The sequence below is a fragment of the Sutcliffiella sp. FSL R7-0096 genome (assembly GCF_038595065.1).
Classification (GTDB): domain Bacteria; phylum Bacillota; class Bacilli; order Bacillales; family Bacillaceae_I; genus Sutcliffiella_A.
Genome location: NZ_CP152003.1, coordinates 3,095,529 through 3,119,010, shown reverse-complemented (window position 1 = coordinate 3,119,010; position 23,482 = coordinate 3,095,529). Strand labels below are relative to the sequence as shown.

The 23,482-nt window shown below is 38.2% G+C and carries 24 protein-coding genes, 2 pseudogenes, 1 riboswitch and 1 other annotated feature; of the genes and pseudogenes, 23 read left to right on the top strand and 3 right to left on the bottom strand.

Features of this window, described 5'->3' with window-relative positions; translation table 11 throughout:
- Window positions 1-85 precede the first annotated feature (85 nt).
- From aroQ to efp, 3 genes are all read left to right on the top strand, one after another.
- A complete protein-coding gene (aroQ, locus tag MKY77_RS16010; RefSeq protein ID WP_339146820.1) occupies window positions 86-523 on the top strand; it encodes a type II 3-dehydroquinate dehydratase in 438 nt (145 codons plus the stop codon).
- Window positions 524-528: 5 nt separating this feature from the next.
- Entirely contained in the window at window positions 529-1,590 is a 1,062-nt protein-coding gene (locus MKY77_RS16005; protein WP_339146819.1) for a Xaa-Pro peptidase family protein, read from the top strand.
- A 271-nt stretch (window positions 1,591-1,861) separates the two neighbouring features.
- Entirely contained in the window at window positions 1,862-2,419 is a 558-nt protein-coding gene (gene efp / locus MKY77_RS16000) for an elongation factor P (RefSeq protein ID WP_237664165.1), read from the top strand.
- 438 nt (window positions 2,420-2,857) lie between these two features.
- Here the strand turns inward: efp and MKY77_RS15995 are convergent, their stop codons facing one another.
- Window positions 2,858-4,090 carry a hypothetical protein gene (locus MKY77_RS15995; protein ID WP_339146818.1) on the bottom strand — a complete coding sequence of 411 codons (1,233 nt, stop codon included), beginning with the start codon at window positions 4,088-4,090 and terminating at the stop codon, window positions 2,858-2,860.
- Between the two features lie 226 nt (window positions 4,091-4,316).
- On the opposite strand from MKY77_RS15995, the gene MKY77_RS15990 reads away from it, so the two are divergent.
- From MKY77_RS15990 to MKY77_RS15940, 11 genes and pseudogenes are all read left to right on the top strand, one after another.
- Window positions 4,317-5,987 (top strand): alpha-glucosidase, encoded by a 1,671-nt coding sequence (locus MKY77_RS15990; protein WP_339146817.1) that lies wholly within the window; start codon window positions 4,317-4,319, stop codon window positions 5,985-5,987.
- A gap of 617 nt (window positions 5,988-6,604) precedes the next feature.
- Window positions 6,605-6,874, top strand: a complete 270-nt coding sequence (locus tag MKY77_RS15985) for a hypothetical protein (RefSeq protein ID WP_339146816.1) — start codon at window positions 6,605-6,607, stop codon at window positions 6,872-6,874.
- Between the two features lie 118 nt (window positions 6,875-6,992).
- Window positions 6,993-7,098, top strand: a riboswitch (SAM riboswitch).
- Between the two features lie 104 nt (window positions 7,099-7,202).
- A complete protein-coding gene (locus MKY77_RS15980; protein ID WP_339146815.1) occupies window positions 7,203-8,315 on the top strand; it encodes a sugar ABC transporter substrate-binding protein in 1,113 nt (370 codons plus the stop codon).
- Window positions 8,316-8,375: 60 nt separating this feature from the next.
- Entirely contained in the window at window positions 8,376-9,890 is a 1,515-nt protein-coding gene (locus MKY77_RS15975) for a sugar ABC transporter ATP-binding protein (protein ID WP_339146814.1), read from the top strand.
- Complete coding sequence (locus MKY77_RS15970; RefSeq protein ID WP_339146813.1) at window positions 9,880-10,881, top strand: ABC transporter permease; 1,002 nt, start codon at window positions 9,880-9,882, stop codon at window positions 10,879-10,881. Before MKY77_RS15975 ends, MKY77_RS15970 begins: the two co-directional genes overlap by 11 nt.
- An 87-nt stretch (window positions 10,882-10,968) precedes the next feature.
- Window positions 10,969-11,221: a binding site (T-box leader), on the top strand.
- 84 nt (window positions 11,222-11,305) lie between these two features.
- Window positions 11,306-12,520, top strand: a complete 1,215-nt coding sequence (gene tyrS, locus MKY77_RS15965) for a tyrosine--tRNA ligase (RefSeq protein ID WP_339146812.1) — start codon at window positions 11,306-11,308, stop codon at window positions 12,518-12,520.
- A gap of 583 nt (window positions 12,521-13,103) precedes the next feature.
- The gene (locus MKY77_RS15960) at window positions 13,104-13,514 is read left to right on the top strand and encodes a VOC family protein (RefSeq protein ID WP_339146811.1); all 411 of its coding nucleotides are present in this window, start codon (window positions 13,104-13,106) and stop codon (window positions 13,512-13,514) included.
- Window positions 13,515-13,784: 270 nt separating this feature from the next.
- The gene (locus tag MKY77_RS15955; protein ID WP_342515379.1) at window positions 13,785-14,273 is read left to right on the top strand and encodes a hypothetical protein; all 489 of its coding nucleotides are present in this window, start codon (window positions 13,785-13,787) and stop codon (window positions 14,271-14,273) included.
- A 380-nt stretch (window positions 14,274-14,653) separates the two neighbouring features.
- Window positions 14,654-14,835, top strand: a pseudogene (locus tag MKY77_RS15950) (methyltransferase domain-containing protein); the annotation flags it as partial.
- Window positions 14,836-14,865: 30 nt separating this feature from the next.
- Entirely contained in the window at window positions 14,866-15,399 is a 534-nt protein-coding gene (locus MKY77_RS15945; protein WP_339146809.1) for an ATP-binding protein, read from the top strand.
- Between the two features lie 60 nt (window positions 15,400-15,459).
- Window positions 15,460-15,915, top strand: a complete 456-nt coding sequence (locus MKY77_RS15940; RefSeq protein WP_339146808.1) for an SRPBCC family protein — start codon at window positions 15,460-15,462, stop codon at window positions 15,913-15,915.
- 251 nt (window positions 15,916-16,166) lie between these two features.
- On the opposite strand, the gene MKY77_RS15935 is transcribed toward MKY77_RS15940, so the two are convergent.
- Complete coding sequence (locus MKY77_RS15935; RefSeq protein WP_339146807.1) at window positions 16,167-16,475, bottom strand: helix-turn-helix domain-containing protein; 309 nt, start codon at window positions 16,473-16,475, stop codon at window positions 16,167-16,169.
- Window positions 16,476-16,643: 168 nt separating this feature from the next.
- Between MKY77_RS15935 and MKY77_RS15930 the strand changes: the two genes are divergently transcribed.
- The 8 genes and pseudogenes from MKY77_RS15930 (at window position 16,644) to MKY77_RS15895 (ending at window position 21,937) form a co-directional block, all read left to right on the top strand.
- Window positions 16,644-17,495: a VOC family protein gene (locus MKY77_RS15930; RefSeq protein ID WP_339146806.1), complete on the top strand. Its 852-nt coding sequence runs from the start codon at window positions 16,644-16,646 to the stop codon at window positions 17,493-17,495.
- A 104-nt stretch (window positions 17,496-17,599) separates the two neighbouring features.
- Window positions 17,600-18,199 (top strand): NADPH-dependent FMN reductase, encoded by a 600-nt coding sequence (locus MKY77_RS15925; RefSeq protein ID WP_339146805.1) that lies wholly within the window; start codon window positions 17,600-17,602, stop codon window positions 18,197-18,199.
- A 44-nt stretch (window positions 18,200-18,243) separates the two neighbouring features.
- Window positions 18,244-18,672, top strand: coding sequence for a DoxX family protein (locus MKY77_RS15920; RefSeq protein WP_339146804.1), 429 nt, complete (start codon window positions 18,244-18,246; stop codon window positions 18,670-18,672).
- Between the two features lie 153 nt (window positions 18,673-18,825).
- Window positions 18,826-19,113 (top strand): hypothetical protein, encoded by a 288-nt coding sequence (locus tag MKY77_RS15915; protein ID WP_339146803.1) that lies wholly within the window; start codon window positions 18,826-18,828, stop codon window positions 19,111-19,113.
- 210 nt (window positions 19,114-19,323) lie between these two features.
- Window positions 19,324-20,208: an alpha/beta hydrolase gene (locus MKY77_RS15910; protein ID WP_339146802.1), complete on the top strand. Its 885-nt coding sequence runs from the start codon at window positions 19,324-19,326 to the stop codon at window positions 20,206-20,208.
- Between the two features lie 51 nt (window positions 20,209-20,259).
- Window positions 20,260-20,550, top strand: a complete 291-nt coding sequence (locus tag MKY77_RS15905) for an RNA polymerase alpha subunit C-terminal domain-containing protein (protein WP_339146801.1) — start codon at window positions 20,260-20,262, stop codon at window positions 20,548-20,550.
- A 114-nt stretch (window positions 20,551-20,664) separates the two neighbouring features.
- Window positions 20,665-21,257, top strand: a pseudogene (locus tag MKY77_RS15900) (kinase).
- 446 nt (window positions 21,258-21,703) lie between these two features.
- Entirely contained in the window at window positions 21,704-21,937 is a 234-nt protein-coding gene (locus MKY77_RS15895; protein WP_339146800.1) for a cyclase, read from the top strand.
- A gap of 73 nt (window positions 21,938-22,010) precedes the next feature.
- Here the strand turns inward: MKY77_RS15895 and MKY77_RS15890 are convergent, their stop codons facing one another.
- The gene (locus MKY77_RS15890; protein WP_339146799.1) at window positions 22,011-22,190 is read right to left on the bottom strand and encodes a small acid-soluble spore protein H; all 180 of its coding nucleotides are present in this window, start codon (window positions 22,188-22,190) and stop codon (window positions 22,011-22,013) included.
- A 185-nt stretch (window positions 22,191-22,375) separates the two neighbouring features.
- Between MKY77_RS15890 and MKY77_RS15885 the strand changes: the two genes are divergently transcribed.
- A complete protein-coding gene (locus MKY77_RS15885) occupies window positions 22,376-23,248 on the top strand; it encodes an AraC family transcriptional regulator (RefSeq protein ID WP_339146798.1) in 873 nt (290 codons plus the stop codon).
- The last annotated feature ends 234 nt before the right edge of the window (window positions 23,249-23,482 follow it).

The window sequence follows — 23,482 nt, the reverse complement described above, 5'->3', positions numbered from 1 at the left end:
TAGAATGTTCAGTAATTGGACATTCTTTTTCTTATGGAATAAGGGTGTTGATTTAAGTTATTTGTTTTGAAAAGGAGATTGAAGCATGCGCTTACTTGTTCTAAACGGCCCCAACCTAAACCGACTGGGACTAAGGGAACCCGCAGTATATGGCAGTCAAACATTGCAGGACCTCGAAGCGCAACTTCAGGAATTTGCAGACAAACATTCGTGTGAACTTACTTGCTTTCAAAGCAATCACGAAGGGGAGCTTATTGATAAGCTTCACGATGCGGAAGACCGTTATGACGGGATTGTAATAAACCCAGGCGCCTTTACCCATTACAGTTATGCGATACGTGATGCCATCGCAAGCATATCTGTACCGGTAATGGAAGTGCACATTTCCAACATACATAAGCGGGAAGAATTCAGACATACATCCGTCACCGCACCTGTAACAGCAGGCCAGATAGTGGGGCTTGGCTTTTATGGTTATGAACTGGCACTACTAGCTTTATTGAATCAGAACAAGGGGGAATAGGCAAGATGACAAAATTAACAAAACTTAGAGAGAGCTTTCAAGCTTCAGGCATTGATGCATTACTGATTACAAGCGGAAAGAACCGCCAATACATCACCGGTTTCACCGGTTCAGCAGGAGTGGCAGTAGTTGCAGAAGATAAAGCTGTATTCATCACTGACTTCCGTTACACCGAACAAGCAGCCAAACAGTGTGAAGGATTTGATATCGTCCAGCATAAAGGTGGACTAGTAGAGGAAATTGCAAATGTAGTGAAAGACCTTGGAATAACAAAGCTTGGCTTTGAACAGGACCATGTTACTTTTTCAACATATTTAAATTACAAAACAACCATCAAATCGGATCTTGTCCCTGTTTCAGGCGTTATTGAAAAGTTACGCTTGATTAAGAGTGAACAAGAGATTAAGATATTAAAGGAAGCTACACAGATTGCTGACGCAGCTTTTGAACATATTCTTACATACATCAAGCCAGGTCTGACTGAATTGGATGTCTCCAATGAGTTGGAATTCTTCATGAGAAAGCAAGGCGCCGTTTCCTCATCCTTTGATATCATTGTGGCTTCCGGTTACCGCTCAGCCCTACCACATGGTGTTGCTTCAGATAAAGTGATTGGAAAAGGCGAATTTGTAACCCTTGATTTTGGAGCTTATTACAAAGGCTACAACTCTGATATTACAAGAACACTTGCTGTCGGAGAACCAAGCGAAGAGCTGAAAACCATCTATGATATCGTATTGGAAGCACAGTTACGAGGCATGAGAGGCATCAAGGCAGGCATGACAGGCCGTGAAGCTGATGCACTGACACGTGATTACATTACAGAAAAAGGGTATGGGGAGTACTTCGGACATTCTACTGGTCATGGACTTGGAATGGAAGTGCATGAAGGTCCTTCTTTATCTGTGAAATCAGAAACCGTTTTAGAACCGGGAATGATTGTAACAGTAGAACCTGGCATTTATGTTGCTGGATTAGGCGGAGTGCGTATCGAAGACGATACAATCGTTACAGAAACAGGTAACGAAACACTTTCCTTCTCTACAAAAGAACTTATTATTTTGTAAACATTGTTAAAGGATATATCAAAGCTGTTGATTGGAACGACAGGCGAAGACTCCTTAGGGGGATAGCGCTAGGTGGAGATCCCGCAGGCGAAGCCGAGGAGGCTTACGTCAGCCCCTAGGAAAGCGAGCCTTACGTGTGGAAATCAACAGCGTTGTTATAACAAAGTCATCTAGTAAAAGTGTATCTTACGTCGTGTAGACTAGAGTAAGGCACTCAAGGATACAATACGTTTAGGGCATTATTTTACATAGCTTTAGGAGGAACTAATAAATGATTTCAGTAAACGATTTTCGTACAGGTTTAACAATCGAAGTAGACAACGGCATTTGGCGTGTAATGGATTTCCAACACGTTAAGCCAGGAAAAGGAGCAGCATTCGTACGTTCTAAATTACGTAACCTACGTAATGGTGCCATCCAAGAAAAAACGTTCCGTGCTGGTGAAAAAGTAGCAAAAGCACAGATAGACAACCGCAAAATGCAATACCTTTATGCAAATGGAGACATGCACGTATTCATGGACAACGAATCCTATGACCAGCTGGAACTTCCATCAGCTCAAATCGAATACGAATTGAAGTTCTTGAAAGAAAACATGGAAGTTGCCATCATGATGTACCAAAGTGAGACGCTTGGTGTCGAGCTTCCAAATACAGTAGAACTAAAAGTAGCTGAAACAGAGCCTGGAATCAAAGGCGACACAGCTTCCGGCGGATCTAAGCCAGCAGTTATGGAAACTGGTGTGACAGTTAACGTACCGTTCTTCGTAAATGAAGGAGACGTATTGATCATCAATACAACTGACGCTTCTTACGTTTCAAGAGCGTAATTTTAGAGAAAGTGAAAATCCCGCTTTGGTGGCGGGATTTTTTCTTTTTTATGTTCGGTGGTGACGTTTAAGGCTGAATTAAGTAAATGTCCAAAGATTTGCTGGACTTGTCCGAAGTTTTTGAAAAGTTGTCCAAAGATTTTGCGATCTTGTCCGAAGATTGGCCACAAATGTCCGAACCAAATTTTGAAATGTCCAGACCTTGGAAATTCTTGTCCGAATATCCTTATCCAATTGTCCGAACACTCTATTTTTCTACCTGGAAAATGTCCAAACCCACCCGATAATTGTCCGAACCTTTTTAGCACCCCAAAAATGCACTGTTTGAACCCGTCTTTCATAAAAATAGAGGTAAATAAGCATGCCGAACAATGTAACTCCACAGCTCCTACTTATCTTAAGTAACCCATCACAAAACTCACCCTAAAAACAACCACCCTACTTACCAAACCAAACCACATTAAACACATTCTCCACAAGCATACGTCCGTCCGTACCATCTGACTTACTCCACCAAATATGCCTTCTTCCATCTGCATCTTCCCGAACCCAAGCCAACGAAGTGCCTTTATTCAACACTACAGGCTCACGATCAGAAGAACCCACTGGTGGTTCAGAAATCTTCACAGCTTCTTTTTCCTTCAACGCCACCAAATACAATGACGACTTAAATTCTTTCGAACTCTCACTGGTTTCTCGTCCCCGTGCCACCACAATTCTTTCATCATCCACCCAGTCGAAGTCTACATCCGCATACCCTTTTGGCGTATGTGTCTTTTTATAATTAGGAATTATGGTGCTAGTCGTTAGAACTTTGTTTTTGACGCCGGCTGTCATGCGACCACCACCCTGAATAGAGGCTAGAAGAGGTTTGGTTGGCGCCCATTTTATCCAATTGGGATCAAGCAAGATCTCCCCAAGTGGTATGAAAAGTTTGTTTTCTTTCACATACACACTGAGCATGTTGCTGTCTGCAGACCACGAAGCAGTCGGCGCGACCACCATTGCTAAGCTTTTCCCATCATGTGACCAGGAAAAGTTTTCTACATCCACCGATAGTATAGAGATGTCATCATACTTCAGGGGAGATCCAATGGTGTGGAGAGGGGTGACTTTTACATCCATTTCATGCTCTTCTTTTTCTATACCCCAATGAACTTCGTAAAGTCTAGGGTGGCTCCATCCGTCAGGAAATAATGCCGCACTTGCTGAAGCAATTAAATTGACTCCATTCCCGTCCCAAGTAAAATTAGATACACCTCCAGTAAGTTGATGAATAATCGGCGTACCGGAAGAGAGCTCCACTACACACAGGATGGATCCAGTCAAGAATGCAAACGTATGGTCAACCGGGTTCCATAGGGGATCATGACCAGCGATTTTGAGCTTAGTGGAACTGTTGGTTTCTGTGTTATATAACCATATCTCTGGTTCTTCTGATTCTTTATCTATCTGTCTTGCTTCATAAACGAGCCATTTCCCATCAAAAGACCAGCTGAAATTCCCTACATTAATGTTTTCATGTATGGCTCTCTCCTCTTTGCCATCAAAGAGCCATAACGAGTGGTATCTTGTAAAAGCTGCTGTTGGTTGGTCATTTGCTGCGGCAAAAGTAGCGTTAGGGGTGAATATAATCATGATGACTAGCAAACAAATCCATAAATATTTCATGGTTCGAAACCTCCTAAAATATTCCTAACAGTTAGTGTTACCATCTACGTTCATTTCATGAATAAAACAAAATCAGAATTTAAGTTGAAATTAGTGAAAAAGATGGTATAGTAAAGTAGTGGAATTATTCCAGGTTATATTTTTTTAAAGATTTGTGCAAACGGTTACGCAATAAAATGCAACCGTTATCATAGTAGAGTGTAGTTAATAAGGGAGTGTATCATGATTGAAAAAGATATGGTGGAAAGAAGCAGTTGCCTATCAGGTATATCCTAGAAGTTTCATGGATTCCAATGGGGACGGTATTGGTGATTTACGAGGAGTTATTTCTAAACTAGATTATTTAAAAGATATGGGTATAGATGTTATTTGGATCTGTCCGATGTATAAGTCTCCGAATGTGGATAATGGCTACGATATCAGTGATTATCAAGATATCATGGAAGACTTCGGGAACATGGCGGATTTCGATGAGTTACTAGAAGAAGTGCATAACCGCGACATGAAGCTTATCATTGATTTGGTAATCAATCATACTTCTGATCAGCATGAATGGTTCATTGAATCAGCATCTTCTAAGGACAATCCAAAACGCGATTGGTACATTTGGAAAGATGGGAAAGACGGCAAGGAGCCAAACAACTGGGAAAGTATTTTCAATGGTCCAGCTTGGAAGCTGGATGAGAAGACTGGCCAGTATTACATGCATATCTTTGCTACAGAACAGCCAGACTTAAACTGGGAAAATAAAGACGTTCGCTTTGCCTTGTACGATATGATCAACTGGTGGTTGGATAAAGGGATTGACGGATTCCGTGTGGATGCTATTTCTCATATCAAAAAAGAGCCTGGATTCCCAGATCTGCCTAATCCAAAAGGATTAGATTATGTTCCATCTTTTGATTACATGATGAATGTAGAAGGTATTCAAAAGCATCTTGAGGAATTGAAAGAGCAAACGTTTGCGCGCTACGACATCATGACTGTCGGGGAAGCAAATGGTGTGAAGCTGAACCAAGCAGATGAGTGGGTTGGCGAAGAGAACGGGAAGTTTAATATGATCTTCCAATTTGAACATCTTGGTCTTTGGGAAAAAGGAACAGAAGGCGGAGTAGACCTTCTTCAACTGAAAAAGACATTGACGAAATGGCAAAAAGGTTTGGAAGGAAATGGATGGAATGCTTTATTCCTTGAAAACCATGACCAAGCTCGTTCTGTTTCTACATGGGGTAACGATACAGAATACCTAGTAGAAAGTGCAAAATCCCTTGGTGCATTGTATTTCTTAATGCAAGGAACTCCTTTCATCTACCAAGGTCAAGAACTTGGGATGACGAATGTGAAGTTTGACAGCATTAACGATTATGATGATGTTGGAATGAAAAATCTTTATGACATTGAGAGTGCTAAAGGAGAGGAGCAAGCTCAAAAAGTGATGGAAATCATCTGGGCTAAAGGCCGTGACAACTCCCGTACTCCAATGCAATGGAACGACGAGTCAAACGGAGGGTTCACAACGGGCACTCCATGGATGGGCGTGAATGAAAACTACAAAACCATCAATGTGGAGAAGCAATGGAATGACCCGGATTCCGTATTAAGCTTTTATCGCGACATGATCAAAATCCGTAAAGAAGAAGAGGTATTTGTCTATGGTGAATATAATCTGATTCTTGAAGATGATACACAAGTTTACGGTTATACAAGAACACTTGATAACAAAGTGGCGGTTGTATTATGTAACTTGAGTGAAGAAGAAGTAAATGTAGAGCTTGATGGCCTTGAGGTGGATTCTGCAGACCTTCGTCTTCAAAACTATGAAGTTGCTGCACATGAAGATGTGTCTGAGCTGACATTGAAGCCTTATGAAACTCGTGTTTATGTGGTAGCGAAATAATATATGCTGGGAAAGCCTCACCAATTTGGGTGGGGCTTTTCTTTTTTGGTAGGAGAAGAGTTTTAGGTAGGAGGAAGGTAACGAATTTTCTAGGCGGCGATGATGATGAAGACCTCTGATTCGATAAAATCTAATGTGAGAGGTCTTCATCAACCCTATGAGAACGTCAGTTTGGTAAGGAAGGAAAGAGGGAGGTCCTCATTGGCCTTATGAAGACGTCAGTTTGGTGATGAGGAGAAGAAAGAGGTCTTCATCAACCTTATGAGGACGTCGGTTTGGTAGAAATGTGAAGAAAGAGGTCTTCATCAACCTTATGAGGACGTCGGTTTGGTAGAAATGTGAAGAGAGAGGTCTTCATCGACCTTATGAGGACGTCAGTTTCGTGAAGGTGGTAAGAAAGAGGTCCTCATCAGCCTTATGAGCACGTCTATGTCATGAAGATTGGAACGAGAAGTGAAAACCAATCGGGCTTGTTCCACATTAAATTACCATTTTGTTTACTATTAAGACAGCCTGGCACATATATTATCGTAATTACCTCTTTGGTAATCCATTTCTCTTAATGAAATAACTAGTCTTTATCTTTTTCCCTATTTGGAAAATAAGGGGGCAGAATATTGAGTACAATTGTATGGCTGTCAATCATATTTGTATTGTTAATATTAATGATCATTAGTATTTATTTTTTCTTTATTGGTAGGCGTAAACAAGAGGCGGTACAAATTTTCACTATAGAGAGTTTTATCCATGCTCACCATATGAATACAGACAATCCTCATAAGCAAGGCATAGTTGATAAGATTAATGATTTTTTTGAGAATACTGAGGAAGCAGATAGTGATAGTGGAGAAGACAGTGAAGACGGAGGGGAAGATGGTGGACATTAATTTACAAAATACCTGCTACTTTTAATATCCATTAAAAAATATAAAAAAAACCATTGACACTTCTCCTTTAAGGCAGTAAAGTAATACTTAATTCTTTTAATAAACTAAATATTTCGATCTCTTATCAAGAGTGGCAGAGGGACTGGCCCTATGACGCCCAGCAACCGTTCCATTTGGAATTGGTGCTAAATCCTGCAAAACAGTGATGTTTTGAAAGATAAGAGAGGGACAAGTCTATTTGATTTCATTTAGCGCTCAAACCTCTCTTTCTTGGAGAGGTTTTTTTATTTTATTAAAGCAATAAAGCAAAAAAAGGAGAGCGGAAATTATGAGCAGAAACTTTATAAAAAAAGGAATAGTGGCATTAACAACAGCGACTTTATTATTGACAGGGTGCAGTGGTGGAGGTGACACTGCTGCAAGCAGTAAGCCAAAGGGGCCGATTGAAAATGTACCAGAACAGTTTGCAAATGGAGAAGGTGCAAAAATTAAGGTAATCCGAAAAATTGGCGGGGATGATCATACGGCTCAATTTTTAGCTGGAGCGAAAGAGGAAGGGGAGTCCCTTGGGTTTACAGTGGATGTATTCACTGCAAATGGTGACAGTGCCAAATTCCATGATGCAATTAATCAGACTGTTAACCAAGATTATGACGGGGTGATTATTTCACACGGTGATGATGCGGCAACAGTGGAAGGTGTCCAGCAGCTTGTCGACAGTGGCAAAGAAGTGGTGACATTCGATTCCAATGGAGATCTTGCAAACATTGAAGGAGTTACATTAACTTCTCAAGATGATGAGGAGCTGGCAAAATTAGCACTTGACCAACTCGTTAACGATTTCAACGGGGAAGCAAATGTGGTGTATCTGTGGGTAGACGGATTCCCGCCAATGGTTCGACGTAACAATGTGTACAAAGAAACGTTAGACAATAATCCAGGTCTGAACGAAGTGGAACGCTTTGGAGTTGCTGCGGCAGATACTTCCGTTCAAACACAGAACGCGGTTGCGGCAATGTTGAACAAGCACCCTAAAGGAAGCATTGATGCAATCTTTGCCACATGGGATGCATTCGCAGTTGGAGCAGCGCGTGCGTTGAAAGAGGCTGGCAGAGAAGAAATCAAGATTTACGGCATTGATGTTTCCAATGCGGACCTACAGGAAATCGGTACGGAAGGAAGTCCGTGGAAATACACTGCCGCTGTGGACCCGAAATTGATTGGTGCGGTAAACCTTAGATTGCTAGCAAAAAAACTTGCCGACGAAGAAACTCCGCAAACTTATGACTTGGAAGCTTCCTTAATCTCTCAAGAAGAGCTACAAAAATCAAGCGAAGCCGTAAACATGGGCAACCTCTCATCTGTTGTGGAGGGTTGGGGAGAGTCGGACGCTTTTCTAGAAGAGTGGATGAACACATTGAAAGAGCATTACAAAAAATAATAGACTACACTCTCTTCATCAGGAGGGAGTGTTTGTATGTTTAAAGAAAGGGGGAGCAGAATGACAAACACAATACTTGAAATGATAGATATATCCATAGAATTTCCTGGGGTGAAAGCACTGGACCAGGTGACATTTACCGCAAAACCTGGGCGTGTGCATGCCTTAATCGGCGCCAATGGTGCTGGGAAATCGACGTTGATGAAAGTGCTGTCTGGAGCGTACGATCATTTTAGCGGGGAAATCAAACTCGGAGGAAAGCAACTTTCAATTTCTAATCCAACTGACTCCCAACAAGCAGGAATGCAAATCGTTTATCAGGAAGTGGATGCGGCGTTAATACCAACTCTCACAGTTGCAGAAAATATCATGTTGCAAGAGACGGTGCAGCACGCTGGTAGCAAGCAGTGGATCCATTGGAAAAATGTACATAAGAAAGCAGCCGCACAATTGGAGAAGTTGAATAGTAATATCTCTACCAAACGGCTGGTAAGCTCGCTGACATTAGCGGAGAAGCAAACTGTCCTCTTAGCAAGAGCCATTTCAACAGATTGTAAGTTTTTGATTTTAGATGAACCAACAGCACCTCTTAGCAACAGGGAGACAGAAAAACTGTTTTCCGTCATCAAGAGATTGAAAGAGGAAGGGGTGGGGATCATCTTCATCTCCCACCGGATTCCTGAAATTGTGAAAATCTGTGATGAAATAACCATTATGAGAAATGGACAAGTGGTAAACCGGGATATGGTGGCAAACCTGACACCGGAAAAGATAGTCGAGTGGATGCTCGGTCAGAAACTGGAGCAGCAGTTTCCGGAATACAATCCAACCATAGGTGAGACTCTGCTAGAAGTAGAAGGATTCAGCGACCAAACTATAGTAAAAGATGTAAGCCTCCATGTAAAAGCAGGGGAAGTTGTTGGGATAGCTGGACTTGTTGGAGCGGGAAAAACGGAGCTGTGCAAGGCATTGTTTGGATCATCTAAAACGACAGGGACCATAAGAATCAAAGGAAATACGATTAAAGTAAAAAGCCCTCACATTGCGGTACAAAACGGACTGGCATTTGTTCCAGAAGAAAGGAGAAAAGAAGGTCTCATCCTCCATGAATCCGTACAAGCTAATTTGATTTCCGCCAATCTTCACGCATTCACGAAGGCTCTGCATTTCCTTGATAAAAAAGCACAGAAAAGCAAATCTAAGGAAATCATCCAAGCATTGGGAATTAAAACACCATCAGCCGAAACAAGTGTCCACACCCTTTCAGGAGGGAATCAGCAAAAGATCGCCATCGGTAAATGGCTGGTCTCTGATGCGGAAATCTATATTTTTGATGAGCCGACAAAAGGGGTCGATGTTGGCGCAAAACGGGACATTTTTGAACTGATCGCCGCCCTAGCGAAAAGCGGTAAGGCCATCATTTACGCTTCATCTGAACTTTCTGAGATAGTTGGATTGACCAATAGGGTGTATGTCCTTTACGACGGCGAGGTTACTAAAGAGCTTTCCACCGCAGAAACAGACGAGCAAGAGCTTTTATATTTCTCAACAGGGGGACTAAGTAATGAAAACTGACATACCAGTACAAGACAATGCGAAACCGGTCTTCCGTTTTGAATTGTTCGATTTTCTATACAAATACGGGACCATCATCACCATTTTTGTATTAATTGCCGTGTTTGCCTTTGTAAATCCAGCATTCATCCAATCAAATAATGTCATCAATATCTTAAGGTCCATATCGATCGTTACGATTATCGCGATTGGCATCACCATATCCCTGACAGTGAATGGCTTTGACTTATCTGTTGGGTCTGTTGCTTCCCTTTCCAATGCCATCGTTATCTCCATGTTTGTCTGGTTTTCACAAAATACAGCAGTGGCAATTTTTTCGGCAATAGCAGCAGCACTGATAGTAGGGGCTTTCAACTCTTTCATGATAGTAAAGCTGAAAATTCCTGATATGCTGATGACACTTGCGACCATGTTCATCATCCAAGGCATCGCTTTGACCTATACGAAAGGGTCCACGATTTCGCAAAATATGGTCATGCCTGATGGCTCTTTTGCAACGGGAACAATCAGCCCACTATTTCAAAAATTTGGACAGGTTCCATGGATCATTGTCATTATGTTAACGATTGTGGTGGTGGTCCATATTTTTCTCACCTACACCAAGCACGGAAGATTCATGTATATAATTGGGGGAAATGCAGAAGCGGCCAAGCTTTCAGGCATTGCAGTGAACAAATACAAAATCGCTGCCTATTTATTCTCCGCCTTGTTAGCAGCAATTGGAGGGATGGTACTTGCTTCGAGGATCATGACTGCTGAAATAAATGCCGGGACACCCTACCTTATGGATTCTGTTGCAGCCGCGTTCATAGGTTTTGCCGTCCTTGGGGCAGGCAAACCAAATGCATTCGGAACATTTATTGGTGCGGTATTGATCGGGATCCTGCAGAATGGCCTCGTCATGATGTCCGTTCCTTACTATGCAATGGATATCGTCAAAGGTCTTGTACTGGCCTTTGCTTTGGGTATTACGTATTATAAGCAAAAATAAATCTATTGACATTTTAAAATAAACCGATAAAATAACTAATAATATCTGCATAACGAAGATTTGTTTTAAACATTTCGGAGTATAAGAACAAAGGCTATGATAAGAAAGAGTAGCAATCATGTAAACAGACAGAAAGTTACCGGCTGATGAGAGGTGCATGTTGAACGATTGTGAATACATCTTGGAGCTGTGTACCGAAAAGTCATGACTTAGTAGGCTACACCGGTGAAGCACCCGTAATCATGTGCTAGAGTATCGTCATATGACTGTACTTTCAAAGGTAGGCAATGTGAATTGCTTATGAATTAAAGGTGGTAACGCGAGATGAATCGTCCTTTTGGTTAATCCAAAAGGGCGTTTTTTTATTCCTTTGGTTCTTATAGAGCTTGCAATATTAGAAATAATATTCCAAGGAGATGTTAGTATGTTGGTAAAACCAGAAGAACAATTGACCATCATCATGAAGGGTGCTCAAGAAATAGTAAATAAGGAAGAGTTATTGGCGAAATTGGAGAAGTCCTATAAATCGCAGACGCCCCTGACTGTTAAATTGGGACTTGATCCTTCAGCACCTGATATACATTTGGGTCACGCAGTGGTGCTTAGAAAAATGAAGCAAATGCAAGATCTGGGCCATAAAATTGTCATTATCATTGGGGATTTTACAGGGCGTATCGGGGACCCGACTGGAAAAGCCAAAGGTCGGAAAGCCTTAAGTGATGAACAGGTAAAACTGAATGCACAAACATACTGTGAGCAAATCTTTAAAGTGTTGGATGCAGAAAAAACGACTGTCCGATTCAATAGTGAGTGGCTATATAAACTAACATTTGAGGAAGTAATCAAACTAGCAGCCACCACATCCGTGGCAAGAATATTAGAGCGTGATGATTTCCAAAAAAGATACAACAACCAAGTGCCAATCGGCATTCACGAATTTTTCTACCCATTAATGCAAGCATACGATTCCGTAGAAATTGAAGCAGATATTGAACTAGGTGGTACAGACCAAACATTTAATATTCTGATGGGACGCACCCTTCAAAAACAGTGGGGATTAGAAAAGCAAGTTGCCATTTTCATGCCACTGCTTGAAGGCTTGGACGGAGTAGAGAAAATGAGTAAAAGCCTTGGAAATTACATCGGTGTCAACGAACCAGCCGAAGTAATGTTTAAAAAAGTGATGGAAGTACCAGACGAACTCATTATCAAATACTTTGAACTAGCAACGGATGAACATCCGAAAGAGATCCAGAAGTGGATCCAACAGCTACAACTAGGAGCAAACCCCAGGGATATTAAACTTCAATTAGCTAAAATCATTACAAACCTCTACTGTGGAGAAGAAGAAACAAAACGAGCCATCGTATTTTATGAAACGGCCTTTAGCAAAAAAGAAATACCAGATGACATCCCAGAATTATTATTAGAAATTGGAACCGAAACAGTCCTAGCCATCATTCCACAATTAGTGGAAAAAGGACTTGTGAAAAGCAAAAGCGAATTCCTGCGGTTAATCAAACAAAACGGTGTCCAACTTAACAAAGAAAAATTAAGCATCGATGAACTAGATCGCGTACTTATGAACGATGAAGTACTGCAAATTGGCAAGAAGCGATTTTTACGGTTAATAAAATAATTATCGAATTTGAAGGGGAGCGTTAATTCAGTTTATGAGTTAACGCTTTTCTTCATTTAATCAAATTCTATATGAAAGCCCCTCTTTACAACCGATTGCACCAATGAATATATGTACTTAATTTAGAAGGGCAATTACCATTATCTTCTAGTTGATATCTACTACATTGGATAAATAAGTGGAAAGGTTGTCCTTTAAATCTTTTTCTATTAGGTTGTTTTAGCATACTTAGGGCTATTTATTCAGTGTATAATCCATTATCACACTGCTATTATTGGGTGTTTTCTGCGATAATTATTGACTGGTCTATCCGGTAGACTACCTTGAAAAAGCAAAGCAATCTATTCATACTTAAGACCTGGGAAGTTTTTTTAGGCTCTTTTCTCAAAGATTGTTGCTATTCACGGTAAAAAGTCGGCAATTGGACTTTTTACTGCTTTCTTACTCTAGACATGCACGTAGCATATTCAGTATTACAGAGAAAAGAGCACGAAAGTAAGGAATATAACGGTCCGTTTATAAATACGTAAAAGCAACGAAGTTTACGAAAATAGCCTTTTTCATGAGGAGGAGTCATCAATTTATGAAACCAAGAATTACTTTAATTACATTGGGTGTAGACGATTTGGAAAAATCATTAGAGTTCTATCGGGACGGGCTGGGATTTCATACGGAAGGTATAATAGGCAAAGAGTTTGAGCATGGAGCCGTTGCATTTTTTGACTTACAAGCAGGCTTGAAGCTTGCCATTTGGAATCGTGAAGACATAGCACATGATGCGAAAATTAATAAGAGCGTATCAAGTCCAACCGAATTTACTATAGGACACAATGTAGGAAGTAAAGAGGAAGTTGATAAGGTAATGGAACAGGCAAAACAGGCTGGTGCCATTATAACAGTCCCATCACACGACACTTTTTGGGGGGGATACTCTGGATACTTCCAAGATCCAGATGGACATTTATGGGAAGTTGTCTGGAATCCAAACTGGTAAGATAATAAAAAGAAAGACTAGAACTGTATCCTTGGTTTTACAACAAAGTGTTGGTCATATTACTATTGGTGAAAATGCCTTGGTGGACATGTCAAAAAGTGTTAGCATACAGGAAACAAGGTACTCCAAGTTATGTTTCTCTTTGAATATTGAATAGACTTCCTATTACGCTATTGGACGCATTTCCTGATATATGGAATGCGTCTTTTTGACTGAAGAATAATAATTGATGGGAATGAAATAATAAAAATAATTAGCAGTATAAGAGGGTTGATTACTTTGTTAATTAAAATAATATTATGGATAATATTAATTGCTCCATGGTTCACCTTATTTTTTGTTGAGAAGAAATATATAAAACGTTTTATGCCTGCAGCTATATTTGCCTCCTTTTTAATGATCATTTATAACGTGGTCGCTAGTAATCAAAAACATTGGGTAATTAATGAAACGTTTATTCCGTGGTTAAAACCCTTATTTGTATCTGGTGTATTTGGTGCTTTCCCAGTAATAACTTTTTGGGTTTTTTATTATACTTACGGAAATTTTCGAAAGTATCTTGTTACTAATATCATCATAGATTTCTTGTTTGCAGTTTTCCCTATACATTATATGTTTCAAGAAGTATTAGGCATTTATGAGCTAGTAAACATTACTCCATGGGGCCGTTTTATCCTATTTGTCTTTTTTTCCATAGTTATTTATGGTTACTACAAGTGGCAAGAGGATATATTCCATTCAAACCCTAAGGGAAAGTAATATCTATGTCGTTAAGGGTGACGATAGTTAAATATTCAGCTTGAAAGGATCTTCCATCAAAGAGCTTTTTTCATGTCTATATTTTACATGATTTAGCGGACAAAGAGATATGATTTTCTTTTTCAGAGACCGGGCGCAATCCTGTGACAAGGATCAGCGCTCGTTTTTATTAGGTCAGGATAAGAATAACTTATTGTAGAAATTTTTAAATCATGAAATAATTGGTAGTAGGTATTGGGTAAGGAATTCACTGTACAAATAGGGAGTTAATATAGGAATGAATATTGAAATTGCACCTAGAAGAAGCTGTGAGGTTCCTTGAGGAAACAAAGAAAGACAGCCAATGAATATGAAACAAGGTTGATATTTTTAAAGCATTTTTGGTTTGTGGTGATTGTTCAAAGTATTGTATAGCAAACTCCAAAAATAGGATCGAACGGCAAACGGTTAAATCAGGAGGATTAACATAGAATGTATGTGTCTTCATATGGAGGATTTAGGACTAACCAATCAAAAGTTCGATTTTAGTATAAGTTTTGTCTCCATACACTCCATTGAAGATTTACCCTGCAAATAAAAAGGGGGAATACTGTTGTTTGAAAAGTCCATCATAGATAACCTGATTATTAGTGATCGAGACAATTTCCATTCATTAGTTGTAATGATGTGCGGTGTAGCAGGTTCTGGAAAAACGACATTCGCTCAACAATTAGAAGAAGCAGGTTTTATACGTCTTTCGATTGATGAAGAAATTTGGGCTATCAATGGTCGTTATGGAATAGACTATCCAACAGAAAAGTATGAGGATTACAAAAAAGATGCAGAAAGTAAGTTGCGGAAACAACTAGTAAAGTTGATTCAAGAAAAACAACATGTGGTAGTGGACTTTAGTTTTTGGCAACGTTCAAAAAGAACGAAATATAAAAACCTCATAGAAAAGGGAGGAGGGAAATGGAAACTTATATATTTGAAAGTTCATCCTAATGATTTGCGAAAACGACTCAAGACACGAAGCCAACGTTTTGATGCAAATGCTGCCTTCCCCATTACAGAAGAAATGTTAACTTTCTTCCTTAATGGATTTGAGGTACCTACAGATGAAGGTGAGATTGTAATTGAACATTAAGAATTAAATCCAACAAAAGACATCATTATGTTAGAAGTGGTTGTAAAAGGAGAATCTAAAATGCCTGTGATTGAACACCAACAATTTATTAAAGCTCCTGTTGAAATATGTTTTAACTTAGCAAGGAATGTAGATATCCATACTCAAACGACCACTAAAACAAAGGAAAGAGCTGTTGGTGGAGTGACAGAAGGGTTATTAGAAGAAGGAGATACTGTTACCTGGGAAGCAATTCACTTTGGAATCAAGCAAAGGTTGACAGCTAAAGTTGTATTTATGGAACCCCCTTATCAATTTGTAGATATCATGGTGAAAGGAGCTTTCCATTCATTTACTCATATCCATCAATTTATCGAAGAAGCAGGTGGAACAATTATAATCGATAAATTCCAGTACAAATCGCCATTAGGCCTAATTGGCGTTATAGCCGACAAGTTGTTCTTAGAAAAGTATATGAGAGCATTCATTGTTTCTCGTGCAGTGGAACTAAAAAATATTGCTGAAAATATGGAATGAACATTTTTAACAAAAAGGATGGATTGTGAGAATTTTAGGGAACTTTTCTTTTACTGCGCAGCAAATAACTTATATGCGAAAGAATGTACACAAAAATAACCGCCCTTTTAGGCGGTTATTTTTGTGCAAGGATTTATTTAAAATTACTATCAGATACTATCTCTTAAAAAAGACAAAAATAACAAGGATACAAAAGGGAAGTAAATTCCTCAAATGTATCCTATGAAATATATCAACTATAATTATTACTTTTATGCTTCTAACCAGTTTTGTGACCATTTTTCCATCTCTTTCATGAGAGGTTCGAGTGCAATCCCTTTTTCAGTCAATGAATACTCGATCCGAACTGGAGTTTCTGGGAAAACTTCTCGTTTTACAATACCTTCGTTTTCTAAATCCTTCAACCTTTCTGATAGGACCCTGCCACTGACACCGATGGAAGATTCAATCGTGCAAAAACGCTGTGGACCAGATAGAAGCTGGTAAATTATTAGCCCTGTCCACCTTTGGCTCAAATAACCCATTGCTTTCTCAAATCTAGGGCAAATCGACTTATCCAATTAAATCAACTCCTTACTCATATATTATAAACTGCAAAAAGAGATAATTGAATTATTTTTCATAAAAAAGTTACTTGACTACACTTAATTATAATAATATACTAACTTACATAAAGTAACTAACTAATAAATTGCGTTTCAATATCTTATCAATTAGGAGGTACAAAAATGAACTTTCATCGTGAGCCAATTACATTTGTAGGTCAAGTAAACCTAAAGATACAGAATTTAGAACAATCCATCGCTTTTTATAAAGAAATCATTGGTTTTAAGGTGTTGGAACAAACTCCGAGGTCCGCTACTTTTAGTGCGGATGGAAAAACAGCATTATTATCAATAGAACAACCAGAGAATGTCGTTCCAAAACAAGGCAGAACGACGGGATTATATCACTTTGCACTCCTGCTGCCTGAACGAACGGATTTAGCTAAAATGGTACAGCATCTTGTGAAAGTAGGCTTAAAGTTTGGTTCCTCTGACCATCTTGTAAGTGAAGCGCTCTATCTGACTGATCCAGATGGAAACGGTATTGAGATCTATGTTGATCGGGAGCCTTCTGAATGGAATTGGACTAATGGTGAAGTTGAAATGACAGTGGATCCACTTAATTTTCCTGACCTTTTATCTGCACAGAAACTCAAGTCATGGAGAGGTTTACCAGCAGAAACGGCCATGGGGCATATCCATTTGCATGTGAAGGAATTGAAAAAGACAGAGGAATTTTATATGAAGGGACTTGGATTTGAAGTTGTAAACCGATTCGGTACCCAGGCACTTTTTATTGCGGATGGAAAATACCATCACCATATTGGTTTAAATACTTGGAATGGAGTCGGCGCCCCTACACCTTCTCCTAATAGTGTTGGACTTGAATCATTCACCTTAATGGTTTCAAGTGAGGAAAAGAAAAATAATATAATATCTCAGTTAAAGGATATTCAGGCAACTGTATCTGAAGAAAATGGTGCATTCTTTACTATAGACCCTTCAGGTAATCGTATTCGCTTAATAACCAATTAATAGCTTTGAAAAACAACTAATTGAAAAAAGAAAAACACAATAAATTGCATGAAAAGTAGGTAACAAAAAAGAATTGGTAAATTTACATCTAGGTGGTGAGAATAATGGGTTTTTTAAATAAAATATTTTCAAATAAAAATAAGGAGGAAGAGGCAATGGAAAATGAAAAGTTAAAGATAGGGATTATTTTAGGAAGCACACGCCAAGGGAGAGTAAGTCCTCAAGTAGGAGAATGGGTGAAAGAAATTGCTGATAGACGTGGAGATGCAAACTATGAAATCGTAGATATTGCAAATTATGATTTACCGTTTTTAGGAACAACCGATGGGGCAGAACCAGGTATTGCAGCTTGGAATGATAAATTGGCAAGTTTAGATGGATTTGTTTTTATCGTTCAGGAATACAACCATAGCATAACGGGGGCATTGAAAAACGCTATTGATTTTGCTCGCGAAGCCTGGTATAACAAAGCGGCTGGTATCGTGAGTTATGGATCAACTGGTGGAGCCCGAGCAGCTGAACACCTTAGAGGAATTCTTGCAGAACAAAAAGTGGCGGATGTTCGCACACATCCAACCTTAAGTTTATTTACAGACTTTGTAAATGGAGTGGAGTTTAAACCACAAGATCTACATCTAAATAATCTTAATACCATGCTTGAAGAAGTTGTAGCATGGAGTGGTGCTCTTAAAACTTTAAGATAACGAACATCATATAACGAACAGAAAAATATATTGGAGGAACTGAAATGATAAATAAATATGAAATTGGCACATTAATTTTAAGAGTTGTACTAGGTTTGACATTCTTCGTTCATGGATTAGCGAAATTTCAAGGTGGAATAGAAAATACAGTAGGTTGGTTTGACAGCATTGGATTACCAGGGTTTTTTGCTTATGGTGTTGCATTGTTAGAAATCATTGGTGGGATCGCGCTAGTTCTTGGTTTGTTTAGTAGAGTTGTTTCAGGTTTGATAGCCCTACTAATGGTTGGAGCTATCCTGAAAGTAAAATTTGCTGTTGGCTTTTTAGGAAATGGCCAAATGGCTGGATATGAACTTGATTTAGCATTTTTAGCAATGGCATTATTTATTGTGATGAATGGCTCAAAGGCATTTGCTCTTGATCAGGTCATTTTAAAAAGTAAAGAAACCGGAAAAGCAGCTATTGTAAAATAAGACATTTAAAAGAGCATTACTTCTATTGCAGAGGTAGTGCTTTTTTTTGAGTATTTATAATGTTTTTGCTTTTTTTTGAAACGAAACATATTTTAAATCGTATAAATTTTAGAGAGAAACATAAATTGAAATTTATCAAAGAGGAAAACCGATATGGAGATAATTTTGTTATTAATTATTTTTGGACTATGCTTGTTTGGTTTTAATTGGGTTATGGGATACAGAAAAGACCATATTACCATTGATTTTGATAAAAGGTATAAGGATTTTAGAGAGTATGTTAAAGCTATAGAGGATGAACTAGTCAAACAAGGGAGAAAGGTCAGTTATCAAGGGAATCGAAAATTCATCATTGATGGTCGTGCCTATATTTTCATAGAACGAAATGTTGCAATGGGAGGCATTCCTGTCCAAAGAACCATTTTGAAACCTGAAAAATGACCTAAAGGCTTTTTGTAAAGCTATTTTCGTAAACTTTGTTGCTTTTGCGTATTTTAAAACGACCGTTAAATTCCTACTGTCGTACGCTTTTCCCTGCAATAAGGAATATGCTACACGCAAATCTAGAGTAAGTAAGCAATAAAAAGTCCAATTACCGACTTTTTACTAGTGAGTAGCAGCAATCTTTGAGGTAAAATAGGAGGCTGTTTTATGGAGAGAAGAATAGATCAATTTTCTACAAATGGGTTAACTCTAGAATATTCTATTATTGGTGAAGGTGAACCTATATTTGTCATGCACGGAGGACATTCAAATTGTAAGGAAGAGTTTGGTTATAAAGCATTAGTAGAGAATGGTTTTTCTATAATTACTCCTTCAAGAGCAGGGTATGGAGGTACCTCGAAAGAAATTGGAGAAAGCATATCTACTGCGAGTGAGTATTATATGAAGCTACTAAATCATTTGAATATAAAAAAAGTCCACCTAGTCGCAATATCCGCAGGTGGTCCTAGTGGTATCTATTTTGCTTCTAAATATCCTGAAATGATTTGCTCACTTACTTTACAATCTGCTGTTACAAAAGAATGGCTTACTCCAAAGGATAAAGAATTAAAAGCTGCGAGGGTATTATTTCGTCCCAAAACTGAAAAATACACATGGAAGTTAATATCTATTATGAATAATCTCTTTCCACGATTTATCTTTAATCAAATGTTTCCTTCGTTTAGTAAACTAACACATGATGAAGCAGAGGAGATGTTAAGTAAGGAGGATGTTGAAGCAATAAGAAAAATGAATAATCGACAACGATCAGGGGATGGTTTTTTTATCGACTTAGTACAGATAAATGAGGTATCTACTGATAATTTACAGGCTATAAGTTGTCCAACTCTTATTATGCACAGTAAACATGATGGTTCTGTACCCTTAGAACACCCTTATCATGCTCATGAAAAAATACCTACTTCTGAATTATGTCTCCTTGACACATGGGGACATCTAATTTGGCTAGGTAAATCATCAAACGAGACAGATGATATTCTTATTAAGTTCCTTAAAGCACATACAATTTGTACACTTGAACCTGACCAATAAAATCAATTATTAATGAAAACAAAGTTTCATACAAAAATAGGGGGGATTATTTTGAAAGCAGAAAAAACCTTAAGAGTTTGTGAAAAAGGGCATAAATATTTCAAAAGTAGTGACTGTCCAAGTTGCCCTACTTGCAATAAACAGAATAAACCTGATAGTGGTTTCCTATCGAAATTAAGTTCACCTGCTAGAAGTGCCTTAATTCACGAAGGGATTGACACTTTGCAAAAACTCTCTAAGTACACCGAAAAAGAAATACTTAAGCTCCACGGTATTGGACCAGCTTCTTTACCAACAATGAAAAAGTCATTAGAAGAGGCTGGTTTAGCATTTAAAGATTAATTATCTAATTCCCTGCGACATTGAATGATAATCCAAAGGAGTTATTTGAGCAAAAGGAAATCCTTCATGAATTTGAGTGATTTCTGAACCAATAGTTTCATAGAAAGGATAGACATGATAATTAATGATTATAATTTTACAAACCTAATTACATTAGCTAAAACTCGTCAAAGATACATTTTAGCAATAGATGGACTTAGTCGTTCTGGCAAAACAACTTTAGTAGGACAACTGAGTAATTTACTTGAAAAAGAAAATATTGAGTACACTATCTTTCATATTGATGATCACATAGTTAAACGCAGTCAACGTTATAATACGGGATTGGAAGAGTGGTATGAGTATTTTTATTTGCAGTGGGATGTGGAAGGCTTGAGAAAAAATTTCTTTGAAAAACTTATAGACAGTAATCATGTTGAATTACCATTTTACGATGATAAAACCGATGCACATGATACTAGAATAATTAAGTTACCTAAAGTTGGATTAATTGTAATAGAAGGAGTGTTCCTCCAACGTAAAGAGTGGAAAGACTTTTATCACAACATCATATTCTTGGAATGTTCTCGAAATAAAAGATTTGCGCGCGAATCAGTAGCTGCCAAACATGAACTTGAAAAATTTAAAAGAGATATTGGAAGGCTGAAGAATATTACATTAATACCTTCAATCCTTTAAAAAATGCTGACACTATAATTAAGACATAGAAATAACTTATGTACAAAGGGACTTGGGAAAAGATTTAATTGGAGGAGATATTCAATTGAATTTATCTAAGAATTATTTATTTTTAAAGGTAACTGAAAGTTAGGTCATATACTGGCACTTTTATGTAATATATTTACGGTACATATAGTGGAATTTTAGAATGGTATTCAGGACATGCTAACGATTTCACTTTAAAGCTTTGTTGAGGGGAGAATAAACTCGTAAAAAGTTGGTATGGCGTCTTTTTGTTTATGGTCATGATGACAGTGGTTGGTCTGCTAGCATTCGACAATATAGCTTCATCATGTATTTTCGGGATAGGTGTTGGTGGAGTATTTGGGTGGTTATATTCTATTAAAAAGGTTAAAGAAAAAGAATACTTCTATTCGTGTAGAATCCAATGTAATTTATCCAAGAGCCAATCAAGTACAGGGGTGTGATATAAATGGAAAAAAGAGCTCAGTTTGACTTCGAAATAGAGTTTACTAATGGCGGTGGTATTCAAGGGCAGGAATTCCGGCTTGATATTGATGGCGATGACATTACAGATCAAGAACTAGCCAAATATATCGTCAAGGATATGAGATTACTCATGGTTGATAAAGTCAGGATATTTAACAAAAAAATTATAGTGGAAAAACATAAAAGAACACCTTCGGAAAAGGAAGCTGAACAGTAATGGTATTAGGTTAATACAGTAAATTAAAATGAGAAACCACCACCTATTAAGGTGGAGGCAGGGGATATATTTTCTATTGTTCATTTAAGCTTGAAACAGAAACACTATATTTACTATTGGGTTTATCAAGGTAATGGATCGTAGCTGTACCATATTGTTCATCTACATGCTCAATGTAAATTCCTTCCCCGTTATAGGTTACATTAGCCATAATTTCAGAAGAAGCAATTTCTTGTGCTCGGTGTGCATCCATTGTAGCCACCTCCTTTTTCGGTTATTAGTAATAATATTTCACTAAATTTCTTAGATATACTTATAATAACGAGGTGGAAACCGAGCGTAATATCTCATAAGGAAACGAACCTACAAAATGGTGCACAATAAGTCGGGTTTCGAAGTTAAACTCCTGCTAACCTATAAATGAAAGGGGGCATAGGAATGGATATGCTTAAACATATGAATGATGCAATGAAGTATATCGAGGGAAATCTTACGGGTGTGATAGATTTTAAGGTGGTGGCAAGGATAGCTCAATGTTCTGAATATCATTTTAAAAGAATGTTTTCTTTCCTAGCTGGAATAACCCTATCCGAATATATTCGAAGAAGACGCCTTAGTTTGGCAGCATTGGAACTTCATGATAGCAACCATAGAGTAATCGATATAGCCATTAAGTATGGATATAATTCACCGGACTCATTTGCTAGGGCTTTTTATAATGTCCACGGTGTCACACCATCAGAATCAAGGAACAGCGGTCAACAACTAAAAGCATATCCACATATGACCTTCCAATTATCGATTATAGGAGGAACGGAATTGAACTACCGAATCGAACATAAAGAAGCATTTAAAATTGTAGGTATCATGAAACGGGTTCCCATTATTTTTAAAGGAGAAAATCAAGAAATAGCAGCTATGTGGAAATCCTTGGATGTAGAAAGATTATCTCTTTTACAAAAGCTCTCTAATGTAGAACCCAAAGGTCTGATTCAAGCATCTGCTAACTTCTCAGAGGGACGCATGGAAGAAAAAGGAGAGTTGGATCAATATGTAGGGGTGTTGACAACTAACGAGAATCCCGATATCTTTACCAAACTTGAAGTTCCATCTCTGACATGGGCTATATTTGAAAGTACAGGACCATTCCCCCAAACACTACAGGAAACTTGGGGAAGAATTTATGCTGAATGGTTCCCATCTTCGAATTATCAAGTAGCAGAAGGGCCTGAGCTTTTATCGATAAAAAGTAAAGATTTAACGTCCCCTTCCGTCAATAGTGAAATATGGATTCCTGTTTTAAAAATGTAAAGGAAAGGTTTCTATTTTTGCTGACTAGATACAATCCAGAGGGGTATCCAATTATTGGACGTTTATCTATTAAATAGATAAACGTCCTTATTGTGAATAAAACAATGATAAAATTGGTTGTAGACGTAAAGCTTGAATAAATCACCTTCCTTAATTGGAAACTAAAATTTGGGGTTATTTACAGTTACCAGTCTGCAGAAAAAATCATGGTTGGTGGACAAAGTTCGGTTGCAA

Excerpts from the sequence above, each read along its gene's own strand:
- MKY77_RS15970 (WP_339146813.1), top strand. The coding sequence starts at position 9,880 with ATGAAAACTGACATACCAGTACAAGACAATGCGAAACCGGTCTTCCGT.
- tyrS (WP_339146812.1), top strand. The coding sequence starts at position 11,306 with ATGTTGGTAAAACCAGAAGAACAATTGACCATCATCATGAAGGGTGCT.
- MKY77_RS15890 (WP_339146799.1), bottom strand. The coding sequence starts at position 22,190 with ATGGATGCACACCGAGCACAAGAAATTGCTTCTTCTGAAATTATGGCT.
- MKY77_RS15995 (WP_339146818.1), bottom strand. The coding sequence starts at position 4,090 with ATGAAATATTTATGGATTTGTTTGCTAGTCATCATGATTATATTCACC.
- MKY77_RS15920 (WP_339146804.1), top strand. The coding sequence starts at position 18,244 with ATGATAAATAAATATGAAATTGGCACATTAATTTTAAGAGTTGTACTA.
- MKY77_RS15915 (WP_339146803.1), top strand. The coding sequence starts at position 18,826 with ATGGAGATAATTTTGTTATTAATTATTTTTGGACTATGCTTGTTTGGT.
- MKY77_RS15885 (WP_339146798.1), top strand. The coding sequence starts at position 22,376 with ATGGATATGCTTAAACATATGAATGATGCAATGAAGTATATCGAGGGA.
- MKY77_RS15940 (WP_339146808.1), top strand. The coding sequence starts at position 15,460 with ATGCCTGTGATTGAACACCAACAATTTATTAAAGCTCCTGTTGAAATA.
- efp (WP_237664165.1), top strand. The coding sequence starts at position 1,862 with ATGATTTCAGTAAACGATTTTCGTACAGGTTTAACAATCGAAGTAGAC.
- MKY77_RS15975 (WP_339146814.1), top strand. The coding sequence starts at position 8,376 with ATGACAAACACAATACTTGAAATGATAGATATATCCATAGAATTTCCT.
- MKY77_RS15895 (WP_339146800.1), top strand. The coding sequence starts at position 21,704 with ATGGAAAAAAGAGCTCAGTTTGACTTCGAAATAGAGTTTACTAATGGC.
- MKY77_RS15930 (WP_339146806.1), top strand. The coding sequence starts at position 16,644 with ATGAACTTTCATCGTGAGCCAATTACATTTGTAGGTCAAGTAAACCTA.
- MKY77_RS15980 (WP_339146815.1), top strand. The coding sequence starts at position 7,203 with ATGAGCAGAAACTTTATAAAAAAAGGAATAGTGGCATTAACAACAGCG.
- MKY77_RS15960 (WP_339146811.1), top strand. The coding sequence starts at position 13,104 with ATGAAACCAAGAATTACTTTAATTACATTGGGTGTAGACGATTTGGAA.
- MKY77_RS15925 (WP_339146805.1), top strand. The coding sequence starts at position 17,600 with ATGGGTTTTTTAAATAAAATATTTTCAAATAAAAATAAGGAGGAAGAG.
- MKY77_RS15910 (WP_339146802.1), top strand. The coding sequence starts at position 19,324 with ATGGAGAGAAGAATAGATCAATTTTCTACAAATGGGTTAACTCTAGAA.
- aroQ (WP_339146820.1), top strand. The coding sequence starts at position 86 with ATGCGCTTACTTGTTCTAAACGGCCCCAACCTAAACCGACTGGGACTA.
- MKY77_RS16005 (WP_339146819.1), top strand. The coding sequence starts at position 529 with ATGACAAAATTAACAAAACTTAGAGAGAGCTTTCAAGCTTCAGGCATT.